This window comes from Bacillus cereus, assembly GCF_007678085.1.
GTDB classification, from domain to species: Bacteria; Bacillota; Bacilli; order Bacillales; family Bacillaceae_G; genus Bacillus_A; species Bacillus_A cereus_BE.
The window spans coordinates 827178-849729 of sequence record NZ_VEDW01000001.1; the positions used below are offsets into that span (position 1 = coordinate 827178).

The window sequence follows — 22552 nt, forward strand, 5'->3', positions numbered from 1 at the left end:
ATGATAGTAATTAAGTAAAAGAGGGGATGAAAAAAGGAATGCTCATCATGTATGAGTCATTCCTACTTTCATAGATTAACTTGCCTGTTTTTTATTATTTTCTTTCAATTTCTCTGCTTGTAAAAAGCGATTTGTTTCAGCAACAACAATACCACTTAACCCAATAAGACCAATTAAGTTTGGAATCGCCATAAGTCCATTTGCAATATCCGCAAATGTCCATACGATGCCTAATTTTAAATTCGCACCAATAGCAATCATGACGATAAAGATTGCTTTATAATATTTAACAGCACCTTCTCCAAATAAATAAGCAACACATTTCTCACCGTAATACGACCATCCTAAAATAGTAGAGTAGGCAAATAATATAATGGCGATACCGAGAATCATACTACCTGCAGTACCAAATACAGATTGGAATGCTAATGTTGTAGCTTCAACACCGGTTTTTCCTGACTTCCATGCACCTGTAGTAATTAATACAAGTCCTGTAATGGTACATACAATAAACGTATCTAGAAAAGTACCAGTCATTGAAACTAAAGCTTGCTTTGCAGGGGAATCTGTTTTTGCAGCTGCCGCGGCAATAGGCGCACTACCTAAACCAGCTTCGTTTGCAAACACACCGCGCGCCATTCCGATTTGAATAGCTGATGCAACTGTTGCACCGATAAAGCCACCAGCAGCTGCAGTACCATTAAATGCACCAGAAAAAATAAGTGAGAATGCTTCTGGAATTTGATCGTAGTGATAGAAAATAATAATAAGACCAGCAATGATATAAAAGAAAGCTTTAATAGGAACGATGTATCCTGTCACTTTCCCGATTTTTTTCACACCACCTAAAATAACAATGGCGATTAAAAACGACATTAATATACCAGTTAAAGCAGGAGGGAAAGCGAAATTAATTCGCATTGCCTCTGCTACTGAGTTAGATTGCACCATATTACCGATACCGAAAGAAGCAGTTGTACCGAATATCGCAAATAAAACCGCAAGCCATTTCTTACCTAAACCACGTTCTAAATAATACATTGGTCCACCTGAATATTCACCATTTTCATTACTAACACGGTATTTCACTGCAAGAATTGCTTCAGCATATTTTGTTGCCATACCGAACAAAGCAGTAATCCACATCCAAAAGATTGCACCGGGTCCACCGATTGTCACAGCAGTTGCAACACCGGCTATATTTCCCATACCAATCGTTGCCGCCATAGCTGTCATAAGTGCTTGGAAGTGGCTAATATCTCCAGAGGAAGATGTATCTTCTGATTTTTTAAATGCTAGTTTGTGAGCGTATAATAGTTTACTAAATTGTAAACCTTTTAAACGCACTGTGAGAATGATACCAGTACCAACGAGTAACAGCAATGTTGGTAATCCCCACACATAGTGATTGATTTGTTCTAATACTTTACTTACTGTCTCCATCTGTATTCTCCTTTTTTAGAAAAAATAAAAACCACTTCAAGTAAATGAAATGGTCTCTGGAGAAACAAGGGATAGAAAAATAAACCGATACAAATCGGCTTTTTCTTTCGCTTGTCTCTGTCCTTTTACCTGAGAGATTATCCGCTATAGTAGCGGATTTGCTCCTTCGGTGCTCGTTTTCCTCCGCGCTATATAAAGCGAGAGGGAGTCTCTCCAGAGATTCGTCCCCATGCAGTTCTACTTGTAACCAAGACCTGAGAGTTTCAAAGTTGGTTTTACAACTTTTTGCCCCGTCGGTAGATCAATAGATCTTCTCCTGAATGGTTCATCCGAATTATAAAATTTATAAGAACATTGATTGTAAATCAATAAAAACATTATAGACAGACAAAATGTGAAATGCAATCTTTTTTTATTTTAAAATAGTAACCAGTTTTATTTTTTTGCAAGTCTTAACTTAACTTCAACTTCATTTAACGTAGATAAAGAGAGAACAATATGTTGGTCTGCAAGTCCTAAAGCATGTTTAGTATTTTCAATTGTTTCATTGGATGGAGTAGAGTTATTTGCTCCATCGATAATTAAATCTGCTGCGTTTTTCATAAATTTAGAAGCAGTCTTAAATTCAGTTGTGAAATAAATTAGTTGTTCTTGTATTTGTACTTCCGATATGTTTTCTTTAATTTTCACAGTGTCTATTTCGTTCATAATTTTTTCGTATTGTTTGGAAATAGCAGTCATTGTGACTAATAGTTTATCTCTGTCTACTGAATCTCCGTTCGTGTTAATTTCTTCCCAGGCAGGCAACCAATCTTTTTCGATGATGTCATTATAATTTGTAGTTAATTCATCAATTTTTGGTTGTAATTTAGTTTTAAAACTTTTTGTATCAACTGTTTCTACGGTAGTTTTTGCGTTATTATTTTTATCTTTAGTTGCGTAGAAAATCGTACAGGTAATAATAAAAATAGAAATAACTATTGTCCATTTATTAAAAAATAATTTCTTCAACGGGTAATACCTCCAAAAATAAAAATCTTTTAATTGTAATATACAACAATAATATTTTTAATGATAGAGAAAATAGTTTGGAATTGATTTTAATTATATTTTTTCTATACATAAATAATCAAGATTAGTAAAATGATGAAAGTAATATGTGAGAAAAGAGGGTTTTTAGTGAAAATGAATAGAAGAAAACTAGTTTCAAATATTTCAACGGCTGTGTTATTAGTTGGTTTATTTACACTAATATATTTAGACAAAGAATCTAAAATTGAAGATTTTCCAGTACCAATTTCAGCAATCCATATTAACGATGAAAAGGAAGAGGATTATAAATATATAAGTGTAATGCCTATTACAAAGGCCAGTGGATGGGAGAACTTAGGGGAAAACGGGCATACTGTTAGTTTTAAAAAAGGGGAGAGAAATGTAACTGTATTACATTATCCGGGAGAACTAACGTATTATTTATTTGAGAAAAAGATGAATAAGGGAGACTAGCTAAAGATGTAATTCATTATGAGTTACATCTTTTTTTATTCTGAATTATTTGAAATAAAATCAGATAGATGGTTTGATAGATGTAGTGATAAATATGATTCATTTTATATGTGGATAAGGAGCACTAAAGAGATCATAAAATTATTATGTAAACTAAAAGTTGTAAGTGGAAGATAAATTATAGCCTAAGGGGGAATTGAAAATGTTATTAAAAACAATCTACTGTAGAGTGGAAGAAGAGAAAAAAGAGTTATTTTCAAAAGCACAAGAAAAATGGCAAGATATACAACATCTAGATGGATTTCATGGACAATTTGGTGGTTGGAATGAAAATGAGGCGTGTGTATTTACTTTATGGGAAGATAGAAGAGCATATCAATCATTTATGAATGGTGCTCACGATACAATTTATGTAAATAGCAATCAAGAGGATACGTTTCTTTCATGTGAAATTGAACTGTTTCAAACGTTGTATGATATAACTGATATGCCTTTGAAAGATGTTGTTACAGAAGGATTATTTGTTAGAGTTGCTATATGTGATGTAAAGGTAGGAAAGGAAAAGTGTTTTTTACATAAACAAGAAACAATTTGGAATAAAGGAATGGAAAAAGCAAAAGGGATGCTAGCTGGAGTTATTGGGAAGTCTTTAAAAAATGAAAATCGTTACATAGTGTTAACTTATTGGAAAAATGAAATGGCGCATCAAAATTATGTAGAAGAGATTTTCCCAGAGCTGTATAAACTAGCTAATATCCATGAAGATTTAGAAGATATAAGAGGTAAACAAGCTGTATGTAAGGAAGAGTGGCTTGTATATTAAGTGTTCAAAACGTGCATAAATGAATGTATAATAAAGATATTTTCTTATAAAAGAGCAATTAATAGAAGACGTTATATACCCTTTCATGTTAATATATTTAAGTTATAATAGAAGGCTTACCCTTTTGTATTGTACGGTAGAAGCAGTGTGAGCTTGAAATTTTGTTTAGAAAAGGATGTGCCTAATTTGCGTATCAATAAATTTATTAGTGAAGCTGGAAAAGCGTCTCGACGTGGAGCAGATAAATTAATTAATGAGAGAAGAGTAATTATTAACGGTAAGGTTGCAAAAATTGGTGACCAAGTAAATCCAGGTGATGATGTGCGCGTAAATGGAGAGCAACTTCGTATTGCTCGAGATCACGTATATATTGCTTTAAATAAACCAGTAGGTATTACATGTACGAGTGAAAAAGCTGTAAAAGGTAACATTATCGATTTAGTGAATCATCCTTTACGAATTAGTCATATTGGGCGTCTTGATAAAGACTCAGACGGTTTAATTTTGTTAACGAATGATGGTGATATCGTTAATGAAATTTTACGTGCTGAAAACAAACATGAGAAAGAATATATTGTTTCAGTAGATAAGCCAATTACACCTGATTTCTTAGAAAAAATGGCAGCTGGTGTGAAAATTTTAGGAACAAAAACGCTTCCTTGTGAGATCACACAGTTATCAAAATATGAGTTCAAAATTATTTTAACACAAGGGTTAAATCGTCAAATTCGTCGTATGTGTGAAGCTTTAGGTTATCAAGTATACACGTTAAAACGTACGAGAATTATGAATATCGAATTGAATAATTTACCTGTTGGACAGTGGAGAGATTTATCGAAGAAAGAGAAACGACGTCTATTTTCAGACTTAAATTACGAACCACAAGATTGGTAAAAGTGAGAAGGGGAAACCAAAAATCTATTTTTGGTTTCTTTTTTTATTAAATAAAAAAACTTTTTTAAACACTTGCAAAAATAAAATGAATAGGATATAGTAAATAACAATTAATGGATGTACTTATAAAAGCAAAGAAAAGGACACGAGTTATTTTACCCGGTTATACAGAGAGGGAAGGAAAGCTGAGAACTTCCTAACGCAGAAAAATAACTTACCACCTTAGAGCTGCACTAGGGAAATTAAGTATCTAGTGCCGTGTAAGCGACGTTATCGCAAAAGAAGCCATTATGTTTTTTGTGATGGGAATCTGGGTGGAACCACGAATATAAGCATATTCGTCCCTAATTTTTAGGGATGAATGTGCTTTTTTGCATTCAATTTCATAATAAGCGAAGAAAAGGACACGAGTTATTTTACCCGGTTATACAGAGAAGGAAGGAAAGCTGAGAACTTCCTAACGCAGAAAAATAACTTACCACCTTAGAGCTGCACTAGGGAAATACAGTATCTAGTGCCGTGTAAACGACGTTACCGTAAAAGAAGCCATTGTTTGTTTACGATGGGAATCTGGGTGGAACCACGGGTAAAAGCACGCTCGTCCCTATTTTAGGGATGAGTGTGCTTTTTATTATGAAATGGAGAGATGAAAAATGAAAGAACAAATGATTGAAATTAAATTTCCAGATGGTAGCGTTAAAGAATTTGTAAAAGGAATTACTTTAGAAGAAATTGCTGGATCCATTAGCAGTAGTTTGAAAAAGAAAGCAGTCGCAGGGAAAGTAAATGATCAGTTATATGATTTACGCCGAATTATTGAAGGCAATGCGGAAGTAGAAATCATTACTATAGATTCTAATGAAGTGGTAGAAATTGCTAGACATTCTGCGGCACATATTTTAGCGCAAGCTGTAAAGAGAATGTATGGTAATGTAAACCTTGGTGTAGGGCCTGTTATTGAAAATGGATTTTATTATGATATGGATCTTCCGAGTAGTGTGAACGTAGAAGATTTACCGAAAATCGAAAAAGAAATGAAAAAGATTATAAATGAAGATGTAAAAATAGAGCGAGTTGAGGTCTCACGGGAAGAGGCAAAAAAACTGTTTCAAGAAATGAATGATCACCTGAAATTAGAATTGTTAGAAGCAATTCCTAGTGGGGAAAGTGTAACACTATATAAACAAGGTGAATTTGTAGATTTATGTAGAGGACCACATTTACCGTCAACAGGCTATTTGAAAGCTTTCCAATTAACTCACGTTTCTGGTGCATATTGGCGAGGTGATAGTAACAATCAAGTGCTTCAGCGTATATATGGTGTTGCGTACTCTTCTCAAAAAAAATTAGAAGAGTATTTACATTTCGTTGAAGAAGCAGCAAAAAGAAATCATCGTAAATTAGGTAGTGAGCTAGAGTTATTTATGTTTTCAGAAGAGGCTCCGGGAATGCCATTTTATTTACCGAAAGGACAGATTATCCGAAATGAATTAGAAGCATTTTTAAGAGAAATTCAAAAAGAGTATAAGTATCAAGAAGTACGTACTCCTTTTATGATGAACCAAGAATTATGGGAGAAATCAGGACACTGGGGACATTACAAAGACAACATGTATTTTTCTGAAGTAGATAATAAAAGCTTCGCATTAAAACCGATGAACTGCCCAGGACATATGTTAATGTTCAAAAATAAATTACACTCTTATCGCGAATTGCCAATTCGTATGTGTGAGTTCGGCCAAGTACACCGACATGAATTTAGCGGAGCATTAAACGGATTATTAAGAGTTCGTACTTTCTGCCAAGATGATGCTCATTTATTTGTTACACCAGAACAAATTGAAGATGAAATTAAATCCGTAATGGCGCAAATTGATTACGTTTATAAAACTTTCGGATTCGAATATGAAGTAGAGCTTTCTACTCGTCCAGAAGATTCAATGGGGGATGATAAGTTATGGGAGCAAGCAGAGGCGTCATTAGAAAATGTATTACATTCATTGAATTATAAATATAGACTAAATGAAGGTGACGGTGCATTTTACGGACCAAAAATTGATTTTCATATAAAAGATGCTTTAAATAGAAGTCATCAGTGCGGAACAATCCAGCTAGATTTCCAAATGCCAGAGAAGTTTGATTTAAATTATATAGATGAGAAGAATGAAAAGAAAAGACCAGTTGTCATTCACAGGGCAGTATTAGGATCTTTAGATCGTTTCTTAGCCATATTAATTGAGCACTTTGGAGGTGCGTTCCCGGCATGGGTGGCACCAGTTCAAGTGAAAGTCATTCCAGTTTCGAATGCAGTCCATGTACAATATGCAGATGAAGTTGCAGATAAATTAGAACAAGCTGGCGTTCGTGTAGAACGAGATGTACGGGATGAAAAGTTAGGATATAAAATAAGAGAAGCACAAATGCAAAAAGTTCCTTATATTCTTGTTATTGGGGATAAGGAAATGGAAAGTAAAGCTGTAAATGTACGTAAATATGGTGAAGAGCAGTCAGAAGTGATTGAACTAGATGGGTTTGTGGAAAGTGTAAAAGAGGAAATAAAAAATAAGAAATAGAGTTTAAAAAGAAAACACACCAATTCAAAATGGTGTGTTTTCTTTTTTACCTTACAAAAATGTAAGGTAAATGTAAGCGAAATCGAAGGAACAATTTGTAGAAAAATGAGAATATGAAGTAGGAAAAAGGTTCATGTTCCCCGTGTAACTCTTTTTGTTTGAAAAATTTAAAAACTCTTAAGAATTTACATGAGAAAAAGATAAGAAATATGTGAGAAATTAATTTTATACAAAAGGGATGGAGTGAAAGAGATGACAACAAACGTAGTTACTGTAGAAAGTGTAGAAAAAACGTATGGGAAAAGAAATGAAAATCAGTCAAAAGCATTAAGGGGCGTATCATTAAATATTAAAGAAGGGGAATTTGTTGGGATTATGGGTCCTTCTGGATCTGGAAAAACGACACTACTTAATGTAATTAGTACACTGGATCAAGCGACAGGTGGGAGTGTGACAATAGCTGGTACAAATATTACTTCTATGAAGGGGAATGCATTGTCAGATTTTCGCTCTCAAAAATTAGGTTTCATTTTTCAAGATTTTAACTTACTTGAAAACTTATCAATTTATGAAAATATCGCTTTACCACTTTCTTTGCAAGGCGTACCTTCAAGTGAGATTACTGGAAAGGTGAATGAGGTTGCAAAGAAGTTAGGGATTACTGAAATTTTAACGAAATATCCAACTGCTGTTTCTGGGGGACAAAAGCAAAGAACAGCGGCAGCACGAGCTTTAGTACATAATCCAGCAATCGTATTAGCAGATGAACCGACAGGAGCGCTTGATAGTAAAAATGCAAAAAGCTTATTAGAAGCGATGCAAGATTTACATGAAAATCACAATGTAAGTATTTTAATGGTAACGCATGATGCATTTAGTGCGAGTTATTGTGAGCGTATATTATTTATTCAAGATGGTCTTTTATATAAAGAGCTAAAGCGTCAAGGAACGCGAGAAAATTTCTATCAAGATATTTTAGGTGTGCTCGCTCATATGGGCTCAGCTGCTGAGTCTAAGTAAGGGGGCGAGACTATGTTATTTAAATTATCACGTCATAGTATGAAAAAGATGTTAAAAGATTATATGGTTTTACTTATTGGTCTCGTTATTAGTATTAGTATTTTTTACATGTTCCAAACGATGGCGATGAATAGTGAATTTACGAAAGATAATAGTCTTATTAGTAGTATTAGACTCGTATTTTGGGTAGGGGCAATACTATTATCTTTCATTACTATATTTTATATTATATATGCTAATTCGTTCTTACTCACATTAAGAAGGAAAGAACTCGGTATGTATATGATGCTCGGCGCGAAAAAGAAAAAAGTAGCGCAGTTATTATTTATTGAAACGTTCGGTATGGGTATTGTCAGCATTATTATCGGTATTTTAGTAGGGATGTTACTTGCTAGTGTAGCAGGAAACTTTTTAATGAATGGTATGGAGATTTCTGCAAAAGGTAGTTATTCATCTATATATACACCAGCAATCTTAGTTACAGCTATTTTCTTCTTAATACTATTTTTTATTACTGGTTTAATGAATAGCATCCGATTATTACGTAAAACAGAACTAGAGTTAATTCGTGAAGATGAAACACTAGATGAAGTGAAGAAAAGTAAAACTCGTATTATTATAATGACTGTACTTGGTGTACTGCTAGTAAGTATAGGATACTACTTTATGATCAATGTAAAAATATATGCTGAATTAGGCTTTATAATAGCGACAATTGTTACAACGCTTGGAACATATTTTATCTTTAGTTCATTGCTCCCATTTTTTGTGATGAAAATTAAAGGGAATAAAAAACGAAATGAAACGGGTTTAAATAGTTTTACATATGCACAGCTACGCTTTCGAGTAAATAGCTTATCGAGAGTATTAGGTACGGTAGCGATGTTAATTGCATTAGGCGCAGGTGCAATGACAGCAGGTATGGCGTTTCAAAAAAATGTAGGTATTATGACAGACTTCTCACGTGTATATGATGTCGTAATTCATGATCCAAATGATCAAGATGAAGCAGCGTTAAAAGAAATGGAAATTGTGGAAGAAAGCAAGTATAAGTATAAAGTAGATGGAGAAGCAGTTTATTATTTACGTAACGACTTAACTGCGAAACCACCACTTGTTTCCGATCACTTTGATACAAAAACTTTAAAAGAGCCTGCTCGTAAACGTGTTGCTGAACCTTTAACGGAACCGGTTTATACTGCTTTGGAAGCTCCTGAAGTAGCGAATAAGTTTCCTCATATGCCAAGGGATTGGGAAGATGCGATTGTACGAGAAATACAAATTACACATAATCAATTTAATGGAAAACCAGTAAGAATTGCAGATGAAGAGCATTATAAAGGGATTCAAGGAACAGAACATAGTGTAACATTAGCAAAAGTAGATGATATGAAAAAATATAAACCGTTGTTAATTGAAATAGACAAGAGACAAAAAGAACAAATTGAAAAAACGACAGGTACAAAAGTAGACTTATTTACGAAAATGACAATTTATCAATTTATGAACAGTTTCATGAGTGGAACAATGTTTATGGGATTTTTCCTCGGAATTGCCTTTTTAGCAATGATGGCAAGTTCGCTTATGTTCAAAATATTAACAGGTGCTTCTCGTGACGTACGACGTTATGAAATGTTACGAAAAATCGGTGTGAGACGTAGTATGTTAACGAAAAGTATATATAAAGAAATTTCATATTTATTTATCTTCCCGGCAATCATTGGGATTTCCCACGTATTAGTAGGGCTAAACTTATTTAGCTTCATATTAGTTGATCCGTTTGTAAAGGTGTGGGTGCCAATTGGGATTTTCTTAGTCATTTATTTCATCTATTACTGGATAACAGTTCAACTTTATAAAGGTATGGTAATGCCGAAAGAAGAGGTAGCTAAATAGTTTAAGAACAGAGTCTTTGTTGAGAAAACAAGGGCTTTTTTCTTTATTTTTAATACATTGTAATTGAGTCTTTCTATGAATTTTATATTGAAAATTAAGAAAATATTAAGGGGTTTTATAGCAGAAAGTTAAGAAGTATATGGGATATTTAGAATGTGCAAAAGATCAAGGTGAAATTGTTGTACATTTATATTTTTTTGAGATAGTTTTACTGAACTAAATTGATGTTTTTATAAATTTAAAAGAAAGGAAACTACTTATGAAGAAGATAAAAAAATTAATTAAACTCATTGGTGTCATCACTATACTATTATTAATCGTAGCACTGATATTTCCTACATGGACCTCGCAAATAAAAGGAAAAAACAGTATAAGTACATTAGAGCAAGTAGAGATAAATGGAAGTGGTCATGAAATTATGATACGCGGCAAAGATAAGAACAATCCGGTAATTCTTTTTGTACATGGTGGACCAGGTACTTCAGAAATACCATATGCGCAAAAATACCAAAACTTATTGGAAGAGAAATTCATAGTTGTTAATTACGATCAAAGAGCGAGCGGGAAGTCGTATCATTTCTTTGAAGACTATTCGAATCTTACATCAGATCTTCTAGTAGAAGATGTATTAGCCATGACAGATTATATTTCAAAACGTCTAGGTAAAGAAAAAGTAATATTGGTTGGTCATTCTTACGGTACATATATTGGAATGCAAGCTGCCAATAAAGCTCCTGAAAAATATGAAGCTTATGTTGGCATTGGGCAAATGAGTGATACAGCAGAAAGTGAAATGGATAGTTTAAATTATGTGATTGAACGGGCACAAAATGCCCGGAATACAGATGAGCTTTCCTATTTAAATGGGTTGACTGAAAAAATTAAAAATGGTGATACATACACTCCAAGAAATTATGTTGCGAAATATGGTGGAACATCAAGAGGCATTGAAAATCCAGATGGTGATAACATCGGAATGTTACTCAGTAATGAATATAACTTGTTAGACGTAATTCGTTATAACGTTGGATTAACACATTCTCAAACGGTCTTATTAGAAAAGGATTTAAAGAATCCATTGCCTAATAAGGTGACTAAAATGAAGATACCGTTTTATTTTCTTATGGGGAAATATGATTATAACACTTCATTACAGGCGGCAAAAACATATTTTAATACGATTGAAGCAGGGAAAAAAGAATTTATTACTTTTGAAAAATCCGCGCATTATCCGCAATTTGAAGAGAAGGAAAAGTTTTATGAGTGGATGTCCGATACATTTGTAAAATAAATAAAGTGTATCCAAACTATAGAGAATTAAAAAAGTTGCGAGATATATCATTACAAAAAGCGAAGTTAAATAAAAAAGACACTTGTATAAAAAACAAGTGTCTTTTTTATAATGTTCTCTATGCAGAAGGAAAAGATTGGATAATGGTCGAAAAATATAATGTAACTTCCAAGAAATGACTAAAACAAGACTATTTTGTCGAGAGAAAGGATACGAAGTATGAAAGAAATGCTACAGTTATTTCGCAATAAAGTGTATGCACGTTTTTTTCTAGCAAATATTTTAGAGCGACTCGGTTCTATGATTGCTGGAGTTTCTTTAATGTTTTATTTGCTAGATCAATACGGAGAACAACCAGTTTACGCAACGATGACACAAATTATGATGGCATTACCTGCATTAATCTTTTTTCTATTAGTAGGGACAGTAGTGGATCGTTTTGATAGACAGCGTATATGCACGGTAAGTAACATATGTTGTTCGCTCTGTAATATCGGAATTCTAATTTCGCTTTATTACGGGATGATTATACTCGTCTTTATATTTTTATTTTTAGAAAATGCATGTATACAATTTTTCTCTCCATCAGAACAGTCGATGATACAGGGAGTAGTTGAATCCGACCAATACGGTGCAGCAGCAGGTGTGAATCAAATGGTGAATAGTTTGTATGCTTTGTTTGGTGTAGGAATTGCAACGATGGTGTACTGGACTTTTGGAATATACGGGAGTATTTTAGTAAATACGCTCACTTTTATTATGAGTGGTATTTTAATTCAAACGATATCTATTCCAGAAAAAGTACGTTTGCCAAACGGTATAACAAAATGGAAAGAAGTTAATTTGAAGATGTTAGTAACAGAGTTTCAAGAAGGGATCAAGTATATATATCAAAATGATACTTTAAAAAAATTACTTTTAGGATTTATCGTGTTTGGACTATTAAATGGTATTTTAAGCGTATCCACAACTTACATTTTAAAATATAAATTAGCACCAGCAACGTATGAAAGTTTAGCGATGGTGGGCGGTGTAGTTGGAGGGATTTCATTACTAATTGGAAGTATAGTAGCGACAAGTGTAGGGAAGAAATATGCACCCAAGCCTATTATTGTCTTTGGTATGGCGGGCTCAGGAGTCTTTTTCGGTATGTGTTACTTTGTAAACCACGTATGGTCTTTTTATGTATGTATAGCTTTTGCAACTTTCTTTTTACCGTTTATTAATGTTGCAATAATGGGGTGGATGTATGAAATTGTAGAAGAATCATTCATGGGACGTGTTCAAAGTTTACTTAGTCCATTAACGACAGGATTCCAGCTGTTATCCCTCGGTGCGATAGCGATGTTGTTCCCGAAATGGATTCGTGCAGATACGTTATATATTATTTTATTTGGTTTATTATTTTTTGTTACTTGTTTATATCAAGCTATTTTACCTAGTGGGAAGAAGCAGGTTCAAGGTATAGCTGAAGAGATGTAATATATCTGTTTTTTTGTTTCTGAATATTCTATCGAGGGGTAAGGGGAAATCTTTATGTTGATGCGAGTTGCTAAATGGTGTGGGGTTACTTGTTTACAACTAGTAGCTGCAGTTTTATGCATAATCTGCCTAGGTGCACTGCCACGTTTATTTAAGGGATTGCAAATTGATTTAATCGGTTTTTGGAACACGATTGTATTTCTTGGAGGGAAGTTACTTCAACCAGGTGAAATTACATATGGATTTCGGGACTCAAGAAAATTATTTCCGCAAATATGGATTCATTACATTGAAACGATGATTGTATTTCTATCAGCGTTTTTACTATCTTTGCTTATAGCATATATAATTGTCGTTTGGGTATTGCAGCGTTCTCATATGAAACAAAGAATATGGAACGGGGTTTTTCTTACGCTTGAGAGTATACCAGATATATTACTTATTTTATTATCACAACTTCTTGTCGTAATTCTTTTTCAAAAAACAGGATTTATGCCGGTCAAACTAGCTGGATTAGGGGAAGAAAAAATACGTTTGTTACCGATTATATGTCTTACAATACCAACAACATTATTGTTTATTAAACTATTGTTATTACGATTTAAAGAAGAATTAGAGAAAGAATATAGTTTGTTTGCTAAGAGTAAAGGGTTAAGCTTACGGCATATTTTGACACATCATATTTCAAGAAATGTTTTGTTAACAACAATCTATTATGCGAAAACAAATATTTTATTTATGCTTTCAAACTTATATATTATCGAATGGATTTTCAATACATATGGTATGTTTGTTTTTGTAAAAGAAAATTCGAAATTAGAAATATTTACAGTGAGTCTAGTTATATTATACGTACCGCTTTTTATACTATTTCGCATATTACATACGCTCTTACAAAATGTGATAAAGGAGCGTGTGTAACATGTGGCAAGTTGTGAAAAGAGATGTGAGATTTTGGATAGGTATTACTTTTTTAAGTGTACTAATGATTATTAGTATTGGATATACGGTGTTTTTTGATGGGAATATTCGTGAACTTACGATGATGTATAACGAAAAAGGGGAACTAAAGGCAGCTCCATTTTCACCATCAAGTAAATTTTGGTTTGGAAGTGATGTGAAAGGCCGCGATCTTGTTCAATTAATAATAGAAGGTGCAAAATGGACAGTTGGAGCGAGTATAATTATAGCGATTTTACGAGTTATAGTTGGAGGGGGAATTGGTTTACTTCTTGGTATGTATAGTAAACGTTCTTTTCCAGTTATTTCATCCTTTTTTGATCCTTTTAGCATTGTACCGATGGTTATGATTTCTTATTTTATGTTAAATGAAGTTTTAACGTTTGATAGTGGAGCAGAAGTTGTGCCGTTGTATTTGCGTGTGACATTTCAAATTATAGTTCTTGTATGTCTTGCTGTACCAACGGTTATGTTGTATGTAGCACAAGAAGTAAAACGTATTAAAAAAGAAGAATTTATGTTGGCAACTACTGTGCTCGGCGGAAGTAAGTGGCATAGGTTGAAGCGACATATATGGCCGCATATGTTACCATCATTTCTTTTATTAGTAGCCCAACAATTTGTGAGTGTACTATTGCTTCTTTTGCATCTTGGATTACTTAAGTTATTTTTTGGAGGAACGATATTATTTGGATTAGATGCAGATAGTGTAACAAAAGAATGGACTGGCCTAATTGGTCAAAACTTCCGCCATTTAACTACACATACATGGATAGTACTTATACCAATTGCTTTCTATAGTATGACGATCTTGTCAGGCAATCTAATTAGTAATAGTATGCAAGATGCGATTAAATTAGGAAATGTAAAAATACCTAAGAGCAAGGATAAAGAAGTAAAGGAAGAGAAACAAGTAAAATCTACTACTGTGCCTGATTTTTCTTTCTATAGAGATATACAAAAATAAAAAAGATAGCTGAAGACACATCGTTTTCAGCTATCTTTTTTCGTTTCATTTAGTGGTGTCCAGCAAATAGAGTAAACATTATTATTAGTAAAAATCCACTAGTTGCCCACATGAAAAATGTAAGGAAAGAGAGCTGCTTCTTTGCTTTCCAAAGCATTTCATGAATTGTAACATAGCCAAGTGAACCGATAGCACTTCCCATAATAAGCCCTTGTAAATGTATGGCTTTGCCTTCCATCAAAATGCCAAAAACAGTACCGGTACCGAGAATAAGTGAAAGTAATAAAGTCGTTAGTAAAAATGAAATATATTTATGCTTTGTAAAGAGAAAGGGGATAATTAAAGCTAATCCTTCAGGAATATGGTGAACGACAATTGCTATTAAAAAAGGAATGGCAGAGTCAGCATGATTAATAAAAGCTGCACCTAAAGCAAAGCCACTCGGCAAATTATGAATAAATATAGCAAAAGAAAGAAAAAGGAAAGTTTGCCACGCTTGTTGATCTTTTTTACGTATCATTGGATGATGACAATAGTTATCTAATAGGCTCATAACTAAAATACCGATAGCTATACCGAGTATAGGGCCGATTATTTCATAGCTTGCAAATGTTTCAGGAATAATTTCAAGTGATAAAAGTCCAAGTAAAATTCCGCCGCATAATGCGTATAAACGATGCATTTTTTCTTCAATTAGCTGACGGGTAGCAATGCCGACCGCACCACCTAATAGTAATCCACCGAATGAAAAAAATGTAACTATCATAGGAATCCATAATCGTTCCATCGTATCACACTCCGATTCGTCCACTTATTTTTAGCTTACGAAAAGGAAAGTTAGATTAGTCCAAGTAATTGTGTTTGATTATAGAGAAAAAACTAATAATTCGTTATAATTTATATATTAAATATAAGTGGAAAATGAAATGGGGAATACGTTTGCAAACAAAATGGAGTCTATCTGAATACGAAAATCCAAAACGATATGATATAGAAAATAAAAGTCTGTCAGATTTTCCGTTTTTACTATCATGGGCACAAAAACTAAATATACAAAATGAATGGATTCTAGATCTTGCCTGTGGTACAGGAAGGGTTACAATTCCATTTATAGAAAATGGATATCAAATGATTGGTGTAGATATACATGAAGGCATGCTTGCTGAAGCAAAGACAAAAACCACGGATTGTAAGAAGGTAAAATGGTTACAACAAGACTGTTTACAATTAAGCATGAATGAAACAATTCCGTTAGCATTTATGGTGGGGCACGGATTCCAGCATTTCCTTACAAATACAGATCAAGGTCAATTATTAACATCTATTCATCACGTATTAGCTGAAAATGGTATATTCATATTCGATACACGTTTTCCTTCAAAAGAAGAATTAATACAGCCATCTACAGAAGAATATTGGACAACTATTAGTGATGAAAAGGGAAGAAAATGTGATTTATATACTGAAATGATATACGATTCAATTCAGCAAATACAGCATTACATAACAACAAGAAGGTTTTATGAGGGCGATGCTCTAGTAGAGGAAATAAAAACAACGATAGATCTGCGTTATACGTACCCGCAGGAGTTAGAAAGATTATTAGTAGCGAATGGCTTTGAATTATTACATATATATAATGATTGGGAAGGCAATGAGTTAGGGGAAGATTGCTATTCTATGGTAGTAGTCTGCCGGAAGAAAAAATAGTATTATTTTAAAAATATGAATGTGAAAAGCCTTTAAGGAGAGGAAAAAATGACTTGGTACTTAGATAATGTTTATGAATTAAATAAAGAAGCGCCCTATACATTCTACCTTCCTAGCTCAGAAGTTTTGGAGAAATTAAAGGTTGGAGATTTGGTAAAGCTAATTTTTGTATCTAAAAATGAGGAAGAAGATGGATTTAATGGTGAAAGAATGTGGGTTGAAATCATTGAAAGAAATGAGAAGAAGTTTGTAGGGGAACTGAGCAATGAACCATATCGCTTAGATTTAAAAATAGGTGATAAAATTTCATTTGGGATTGAAAATATATGTGATACGGAATATAACGATTCATCTTCAAAAGATTGGGATTTTTATTTTGATACGAAGGTAATTGTTAGTAATGATGTACTTGAAAAAAGAGAATTTAACTTTATGCTTAAAGAAGATTCAAGAGAAAAAGGTGACTCTGGTTGGTCAATTTTAAGTGGCTATGAAAGTGATGACTATGTGAATGATCCTAAAAACTTTCAAATTATTTCAATTGAAGTCATATTGAATATAGATGATACTATTTTGAAATTTCTTGAGGAACCACCTTTATGTGCATATGAAAGGAATGATAAAGGTAGTTTTTATAAGATTGAAGACTATGATTGGGATACTTATTTAAATGGATAGAAAAAGTTATTACGTTTTAAAGAAAGCAATATAATTTCACCCTATGTGCTTGATAAAGGTTCTACAGATAATAATTCAAGAGAGTAATAGTAAATGGAGGAACAAATGATGCAACAAATTAAAAAAATAGGAAACTCATTTTGGTATATGACACCAGTTTCTGAAACAGATAGACCTATATTAGGAATGGTTGTTGGACAAGAAAAAACGTTAATGATCGATGCAGGGAATTCAGAGGAACATGCACAATTATTTTTAGAAATGTTAAAAGAAAAAAACGTATCGAATCCTGATTTTGTAGCACTAACGCATTGGCATTGGGATCATATTTTTGGATTATCTGTATTACAGAATGCATTAACTATTTCACACGCTGAAACGAAAAAAGAAATGCAGGCAATAGTATCTTATGAATGGACAGATGAAGCGTTGGACGCACGCGTAAAAGAGGGTACGGAAATTGCATTTTGTGCGGATTGCATCAAAAAAGAGTTTGAAGAAAAAGCGAGAAATATTAAAATTATTCTTCCAACCTTAACGTTCCAGGATCAAATTGAATTAGACCTTGGCGAGGTGACCTGCGTGTTAAAACATGTGGGCGGAGATCATGCACATGATTCAGTTGTTATGTACATAAAAGAAGAAAAGATATTGTTTTTAGGAGACTGTATATATGCAGATATTTTTTCTTCGAAGTGGAACTATACGACGAAAAGAACGTTTGCATTAATAGATGAATTAGAAAAATTTGATGCTGAGACATATATTCTCTCTCATGGGGAAGCGATAAATCGAGAGGAGTTTTTACAAGAGATTCGTATGTTAAAAACAGTAGGAACTTATACTGAAATACATAAAGGCGATGAAGGAAAGATAAAGGAAGCGTATAAACGAGACATAGATAGAGAATTAAATGAAGATGAACTAGAAACAATAACGTTTTTTGTAAATGGTTATGAAATGAATAATCAATAAGACACGACATGAATCCAATATAATTAATTTGCACAAAAAGAGTATTGAAATTTAATTCAATACTCTTTTCAATAGTTAAATATGTAGTTTCAACCAAATTCTAAATGGGGAATCATTATCTGGAGGGGTGTCATTCTATTTATTTTTCGTATAGATAGTGGTTCAAGTAGAACCTTTCTTTGCTAATTCAGTTATATAGTTGAAAAATCCATTGTGGTTTACATCATATACTACATTTACAGGTCGCCCACCATCAAATTCCACTGTACGCCCCTGGCTTGGTCCGTATGTATGAACGATACTATTAATCGTTTGAGTTTTTGCGAGGTTAGTGTTTCCGACAAGCGCAGTTGTTAGTACATCCCACAAGTAGTAAGTAGAGTTCGTTGAAAAGTGAACGAGGGGAGGAACCATCGCATAGCATTGGCCAAGGAAATCTAAACCAATATACTTTCGTTCTTTTGCCCAACGTTCACGTATGTCTATAGTTAATGGAACTTGGTTTGTACTTTCTAGTGTCACTAAGTCGATTTCAATTTTTGATTCCCATACACGAGCTACTGCTTCAGGGTCCCAAAATGAATTCCACTCAGCTGTTCCATCATGCTCTGGTTCATGCACATTGCCTGCGGTAAGAAATGTACCCCCCATCCAAACGAGACGTTCAATTTTATCTTCGACTATGGGAGCTTCATATAATGCACGAGCAAGGTCAGTTAGGGGTCCCGTAAATAATAAAGTTGTTTTTCCTTCTGTTTGTAGAAGCGTTTCTATTAAGTGATGATGTGCAGGCTTTGCTGCTACAGGTGTTATAACTTTTCCAGCCTCATTTAAAATTGGTAAAGCATCTACATAAAATGCATGCATCCGCCAGTCTTTTGGAAATGGATTTTTCGCACGGGAATTTGATGCGGCTACTTCAATATATTCTTTGCTGAAGCGATCAATAATTTTGCGACTTGCAGACATTGCTGGTTCCAAATAGCAATCAGCAGGGATAACTGAAACACCTGCAAGTTTGACATTATCCATCTGAAGTAATAAAAATAGTGAAATTAAATCATCTACACCACCATCATGATTGAAGTACACTTTTTTCATCATTGTAATCTCCATCCTATTTGATTTAGTTAGAAATTAAACATGAATTGAGGAAAAGTCATCAATAATTTCAACTACTTCAATTTCGCCATTAATGAGTAGTTCAGGGAGTTCGTTATTCACATTTCCTTTCCAATATTCTCTAGCTTGTTCCATTTTTTGAGAAAAAGGAATAGCATCTTCTGTCGGTAAAAGATTCCCGTCACCTTCAAAAGAACTTCCGATTACTCGTAGTTTAACAATCTGCAAAACTTCTCGATTGTAAGAATCAAATAATGCTTTCCATTTTAAAGCATCTTCATAGCTTTTAGCGGCATATAAACAAGACAACCTTGATGGATAATCAGGATATTCTTGCAGCCTAACCATTTCCACAATCGTTTCTCTAATGGCTCTAATTGTTTGATCCATGTAATTCATAACTACTGTAGCATTTTCATTCTTTATATGTAATTCTTCATTTTTATAATGTTCTTTTAAAATTTGTATAGAATCCTCACCACTAGAATTCAAATGTTCTCTTTCAAAAAAGAAGTGGAATAGCGTATTAGTTTGATTTTTATTAAATTGAATGCTTTGTCCGATCTTCACTTTTTTCCTTGTTACGATATGATATACGAAAAATCCTTGTTCATTCATGGTTCTCCTCCAAGTAGTAATGTTTAAATTTAGTAATTCAACATTGGAATATATAAAACCTTTATAAGTAAAAGTAAGAATTTGAGTTGAAAGTAAAGAAAATATATGAAAACGTTTTAAATTTGTTCACAAAATGTTCACTTACGAAGAGGTTTCCAATATCGATATAATGACAAAGACTCAAAGAGAAAGGATGATGAATTTTGCCAACAACAAGAAAGGAAAATCTCCAATTTGGTATGATGATGTGCCTTGGGATGGTTATCGTAATGACGTTTTACAATTTACTAATGAATGGATCAGGAGGACCAATTTATATTAAGGAGATTGCATTAGAACTACTAATTGGATTTATTATTGCGCTATTAATTGAAATATGTATCGTTGGACCTTGTGCGAAAAAACTTGTCTTCACGTTACCATTTGATAAATCGAAAAAAGTAAATATTATTATTGCGATGGCGACAGCTATGGTTATTGGAATGGTTTTCTTCATGTCATTTTATGGAATGGCTATAACGTATTTTCATAATGGGTTACATGGTGAATCATTCGTTTCAATGTATTTCAAGATTTTTATTAAAAATTTCATTATGGCGTATCCATTACAATTAATTATTATGGGGCCGCTTGTGCGTTTCTTATTTGGAAAGTTTGTTTTGAAGAAGAAATCTGTTAATGTAGCGTAGTTGTAATTACTAAAATTATATATATAAATAAAAAATAAAAGCGCATCTCAAATATTTTGAGGTGTGTTTTTTTGTGGGCATTCGCAGTTATTTTCTTAGTTGTTGTGACATTTGTCCTTTTGCTTATATAGGATTATAGCTTTTAATTAAGTCAGAAATAAAAGATTAGGAGATGATTTTTTGAAAGGCATTGTATTTGCTGTATTTGCTGGCGTATTTATTACACTTCAAGGCACATTTAATGCGAAACTTAGTTCACATATTGGTATATGGTCGACGAGTATTATTACGCATTTTATTGGATTCCTTATTGCAACAACAATATTTTTGTTAAAGAAAGAAGAGAAAGTAACGGATTTAAAGCGTGTGAAAAAAATATATTTAGCAGCGGGTGCATTTGGTGTATTAATTATTTGTGCGGAAACGCTGGCGATATATTCACTAGGAGTTACATTGACAGCAGGTACACTTATGGTTGCACAATTGTTAACAGCAACTTTTATTGAGATGAAAGGATTATTTCAAATGAAAAAGATACAGATGGAGAGATATCATATTGTGGGAACAATAGTAATGATTATAGGTATTGTTGTATTTAATATGTAAATAAAAGGGGGAAACGAAAGTGGAGAATAGATCAGATTTAATTATTCCTTATTTAAAAACAAATAAAAAGCTTGAGGCTTTTTCAGAAATAGATACAGCTTATTTTCAATTAAATCATTATGAAAAAGGTGAGCTTATTTGCAATATAGATGATGAAATGGATCGTTTATATTTTGTTGTTAAAGGTAAAGTAAAAGTTTACACGATTACACCAGAGGGAAAGAAACTGATCCTTCGTTTTATTAATCCATTGGCGGTTGTTGGTGATATTGAATTCATACAAAATAGTAAAGCGCATAATGCTGTTGAAGCTTGTTCAGAAGTTGTAGCAATCTCTATTTCTCATATGGTTATTAGAAATAAGTTATTACAACATCCTAAATTAATGAATTTCTTACTTGAAAACATTGCGAACACATTAAAAATATCGACTCGTTTTACAGCTCTTAATTTACTTTATCCAGTAGAAGTACGTGTAGCAAGTTATTTACTTTCTATTTCCACTGACAGTAACGGGAATATGTATAAAGAAGATTTGGATGCGACTTCTGTATCAAGTATTGCGGATTTTATAGGTGTAAGTTATAGGCATGTAATTCGGGTTTTACAAAAATTTTATAAAGAGAAATTAATTGAAAAGAACAATGGAGTTATTGTAATTAAAGATTTTTTGAGAATGAAGGAAGTTGCTAAAAATAATATATATGAGCAATGAAAAGGGGAGAGGGAGTATGATTGGATTTAGTTTAGCTATAGTAGCAGGAATATTAATTAGCGTACAATCTGTTCTTAACGCAAAGGTAAATGAAAGTGTAGGACAGTGGTTAACAACAACATGTGTTCTTGGAATAGGTCTCATAAGTTCTATTCTATTTTATATTATTGCAGAAAACAGTATTAGCATTAAAGTGTATACTACAAATTACTTGTTTTATGTAAGTGGATTGTTTGGCATCGGTTTAATTATTTGTATCATGGGTGCAATCAAGAGTTTAGGACCAGCGTATACGGTGCTCATTAGTCTTATTACTCAATTAGTTGTTGCTCTATGCATTGATACATTTGGATTATTTGGAATAGAGAGGGTTCCCTTACAAATAAATAAATTAATTGGAATTGTTCTATTAATTGTAGGGGTAGGGATTTTTAAAAATCTATTTTCGAATAAGAAAGATATTAATATAAATGAGGATAGAGCTTAAATACATTACAGGGAGAGTTTTGAATGATTAGAGTAATAGTAGTGAATACTCTTTTTGTGAAGGTATTACATTTATTTGAGGAAATCGTAAGTTATCA

General features: G+C 33.0%; 22 protein-coding genes, 1 riboswitch and 2 other annotated features. Of the genes, 17 read left to right on the forward strand and 5 right to left on the reverse strand.

What is annotated here, in order from left to right; genetic code table 11:
- Positions 1-75: 75 nt before the first annotated feature.
- Both FS742_RS04140 and FS742_RS04145 read right to left on the reverse strand, forming a co-directional pair.
- Positions 76-1443 (reverse strand): alanine/glycine:cation symporter family protein, encoded by a 1368-nt coding sequence (locus FS742_RS04140; protein ID WP_144611311.1) that lies wholly within the window; start codon positions 1441-1443, stop codon positions 76-78.
- Positions 1444-1550: 107 nt separating this feature from the next.
- Positions 1551-1670, reverse strand: a riboswitch (glycine riboswitch).
- A gap of 208 nt (positions 1671-1878) precedes the next feature.
- Entirely contained in the window at positions 1879-2454 is a 576-nt protein-coding gene (locus FS742_RS04145; RefSeq protein WP_087956418.1) for a hypothetical protein, read from the reverse strand.
- A 132-nt stretch (positions 2455-2586) separates the two neighbouring features.
- Between FS742_RS04145 and FS742_RS04150 the strand changes: the two genes are divergently transcribed.
- The 10 genes from FS742_RS04150 (at position 2587) to FS742_RS04195 (ending at position 14855) form a co-directional block, all read left to right on the forward strand.
- Complete coding sequence (locus FS742_RS04150) at positions 2587-2949, forward strand: hypothetical protein (RefSeq protein WP_142286510.1); 363 nt, start codon at positions 2587-2589, stop codon at positions 2947-2949.
- A 202-nt stretch (positions 2950-3151) separates the two neighbouring features.
- Positions 3152-3772, forward strand: a complete 621-nt coding sequence (locus tag FS742_RS04155; RefSeq protein WP_144611312.1) for a YdbC family protein — start codon at positions 3152-3154, stop codon at positions 3770-3772.
- Between the two features lie 186 nt (positions 3773-3958).
- Positions 3959-4666, forward strand: coding sequence for a pseudouridine synthase (locus FS742_RS04160; protein WP_016087950.1), 708 nt, complete (start codon positions 3959-3961; stop codon positions 4664-4666).
- Positions 4667-4791: 125 nt separating this feature from the next.
- Positions 4792-5015 (forward strand) — a binding site (T-box leader).
- A 37-nt stretch (positions 5016-5052) separates the two neighbouring features.
- Positions 5053-5275 (forward strand) — a binding site (T-box leader).
- Between the two features lie 44 nt (positions 5276-5319).
- Positions 5320-7239: a threonine--tRNA ligase gene (thrS, locus tag FS742_RS04165; RefSeq protein ID WP_144611313.1), complete on the forward strand. Its 1920-nt coding sequence runs from the start codon at positions 5320-5322 to the stop codon at positions 7237-7239.
- A 252-nt stretch (positions 7240-7491) separates the two neighbouring features.
- The gene (locus FS742_RS04170) at positions 7492-8259 is read left to right on the forward strand and encodes an ABC transporter ATP-binding protein (RefSeq protein WP_144611314.1); all 768 of its coding nucleotides are present in this window, start codon (positions 7492-7494) and stop codon (positions 8257-8259) included.
- 12 nt (positions 8260-8271) lie between these two features.
- Positions 8272-10155 (forward strand): FtsX-like permease family protein, encoded by a 1884-nt coding sequence (locus FS742_RS04175; RefSeq protein WP_144611315.1) that lies wholly within the window; start codon positions 8272-8274, stop codon positions 10153-10155.
- Positions 10156-10414: 259 nt separating this feature from the next.
- Complete coding sequence (locus FS742_RS04180) at positions 10415-11446, forward strand: alpha/beta fold hydrolase (protein WP_087956424.1); 1032 nt, start codon at positions 10415-10417, stop codon at positions 11444-11446.
- A 219-nt stretch (positions 11447-11665) separates the two neighbouring features.
- Positions 11666-12928 carry an MFS transporter gene (locus FS742_RS04185; protein WP_253621554.1) on the forward strand — a complete coding sequence of 421 codons (1263 nt, stop codon included), beginning with the start codon at positions 11666-11668 and terminating at the stop codon, positions 12926-12928.
- A gap of 54 nt (positions 12929-12982) precedes the next feature.
- Positions 12983-13849 carry an ABC transporter permease subunit gene (locus tag FS742_RS04190; protein WP_144611316.1) on the forward strand — a complete coding sequence of 289 codons (867 nt, stop codon included), beginning with the start codon at positions 12983-12985 and terminating at the stop codon, positions 13847-13849.
- Position 13850: 1 nt separating this feature from the next.
- A complete protein-coding gene (locus FS742_RS04195) occupies positions 13851-14855 on the forward strand; it encodes an ABC transporter permease subunit (protein ID WP_087956426.1) in 1005 nt (334 codons plus the stop codon).
- 49 nt (positions 14856-14904) lie between these two features.
- On the opposite strand, the gene FS742_RS04200 is transcribed toward FS742_RS04195, so the two are convergent.
- Positions 14905-15642, reverse strand: coding sequence for a ZIP family metal transporter (locus FS742_RS04200; protein WP_087956427.1), 738 nt, complete (start codon positions 15640-15642; stop codon positions 14905-14907).
- Positions 15643-15776: 134 nt separating this feature from the next.
- Between FS742_RS04200 and FS742_RS04205 the strand changes: the two genes are divergently transcribed.
- From FS742_RS04205 to FS742_RS04215, 3 genes are all read left to right on the forward strand, one after another.
- The gene (locus FS742_RS04205; protein WP_144611317.1) at positions 15777-16565 is read left to right on the forward strand and encodes a class I SAM-dependent methyltransferase; all 789 of its coding nucleotides are present in this window, start codon (positions 15777-15779) and stop codon (positions 16563-16565) included.
- 48 nt (positions 16566-16613) lie between these two features.
- Positions 16614-17243 (forward strand): immunity protein Imm33 domain-containing protein, encoded by a 630-nt coding sequence (locus tag FS742_RS04210; protein WP_144611318.1) that lies wholly within the window; start codon positions 16614-16616, stop codon positions 17241-17243.
- 108 nt (positions 17244-17351) lie between these two features.
- Positions 17352-18218 carry an MBL fold metallo-hydrolase gene (locus tag FS742_RS04215; protein WP_048552522.1) on the forward strand — a complete coding sequence of 289 codons (867 nt, stop codon included), beginning with the start codon at positions 17352-17354 and terminating at the stop codon, positions 18216-18218.
- A 162-nt stretch (positions 18219-18380) separates the two neighbouring features.
- On the opposite strand, the gene FS742_RS04220 is transcribed toward FS742_RS04215, so the two are convergent.
- A complete protein-coding gene (locus tag FS742_RS04220; RefSeq protein WP_144611319.1) occupies positions 18381-19322 on the reverse strand; it encodes a nucleoside hydrolase in 942 nt (313 codons plus the stop codon).
- Between the two features lie 33 nt (positions 19323-19355).
- The gene (locus tag FS742_RS04225) at positions 19356-19958 is read right to left on the reverse strand and encodes a DUF2441 domain-containing protein (protein ID WP_144611320.1); all 603 of its coding nucleotides are present in this window, start codon (positions 19956-19958) and stop codon (positions 19356-19358) included.
- A 203-nt stretch (positions 19959-20161) separates the two neighbouring features.
- Here FS742_RS04225 and FS742_RS04230 point away from each other — a divergent pair, with 203 nt between their 5' ends.
- The 4 genes from FS742_RS04230 (at position 20162) to FS742_RS04245 (ending at position 22455) form a co-directional block, all read left to right on the forward strand.
- Positions 20162-20647 (forward strand): DUF2798 domain-containing protein, encoded by a 486-nt coding sequence (locus FS742_RS04230; protein ID WP_097840969.1) that lies wholly within the window; start codon positions 20162-20164, stop codon positions 20645-20647.
- Positions 20648-20827: 180 nt separating this feature from the next.
- Positions 20828-21253 (forward strand): DMT family transporter, encoded by a 426-nt coding sequence (locus tag FS742_RS04235; protein WP_144611321.1) that lies wholly within the window; start codon positions 20828-20830, stop codon positions 21251-21253.
- A gap of 19 nt (positions 21254-21272) precedes the next feature.
- On the forward strand, positions 21273-21968 hold the full coding sequence (locus FS742_RS04240) for a Crp/Fnr family transcriptional regulator (protein WP_144611322.1): 696 nt from the start codon (positions 21273-21275) through the stop codon (positions 21966-21968).
- Between the two features lie 16 nt (positions 21969-21984).
- The gene (locus FS742_RS04245; RefSeq protein WP_144611323.1) at positions 21985-22455 is read left to right on the forward strand and encodes a DMT family transporter; all 471 of its coding nucleotides are present in this window, start codon (positions 21985-21987) and stop codon (positions 22453-22455) included.
- The last annotated feature ends 97 nt before the right edge of the window (positions 22456-22552 follow it).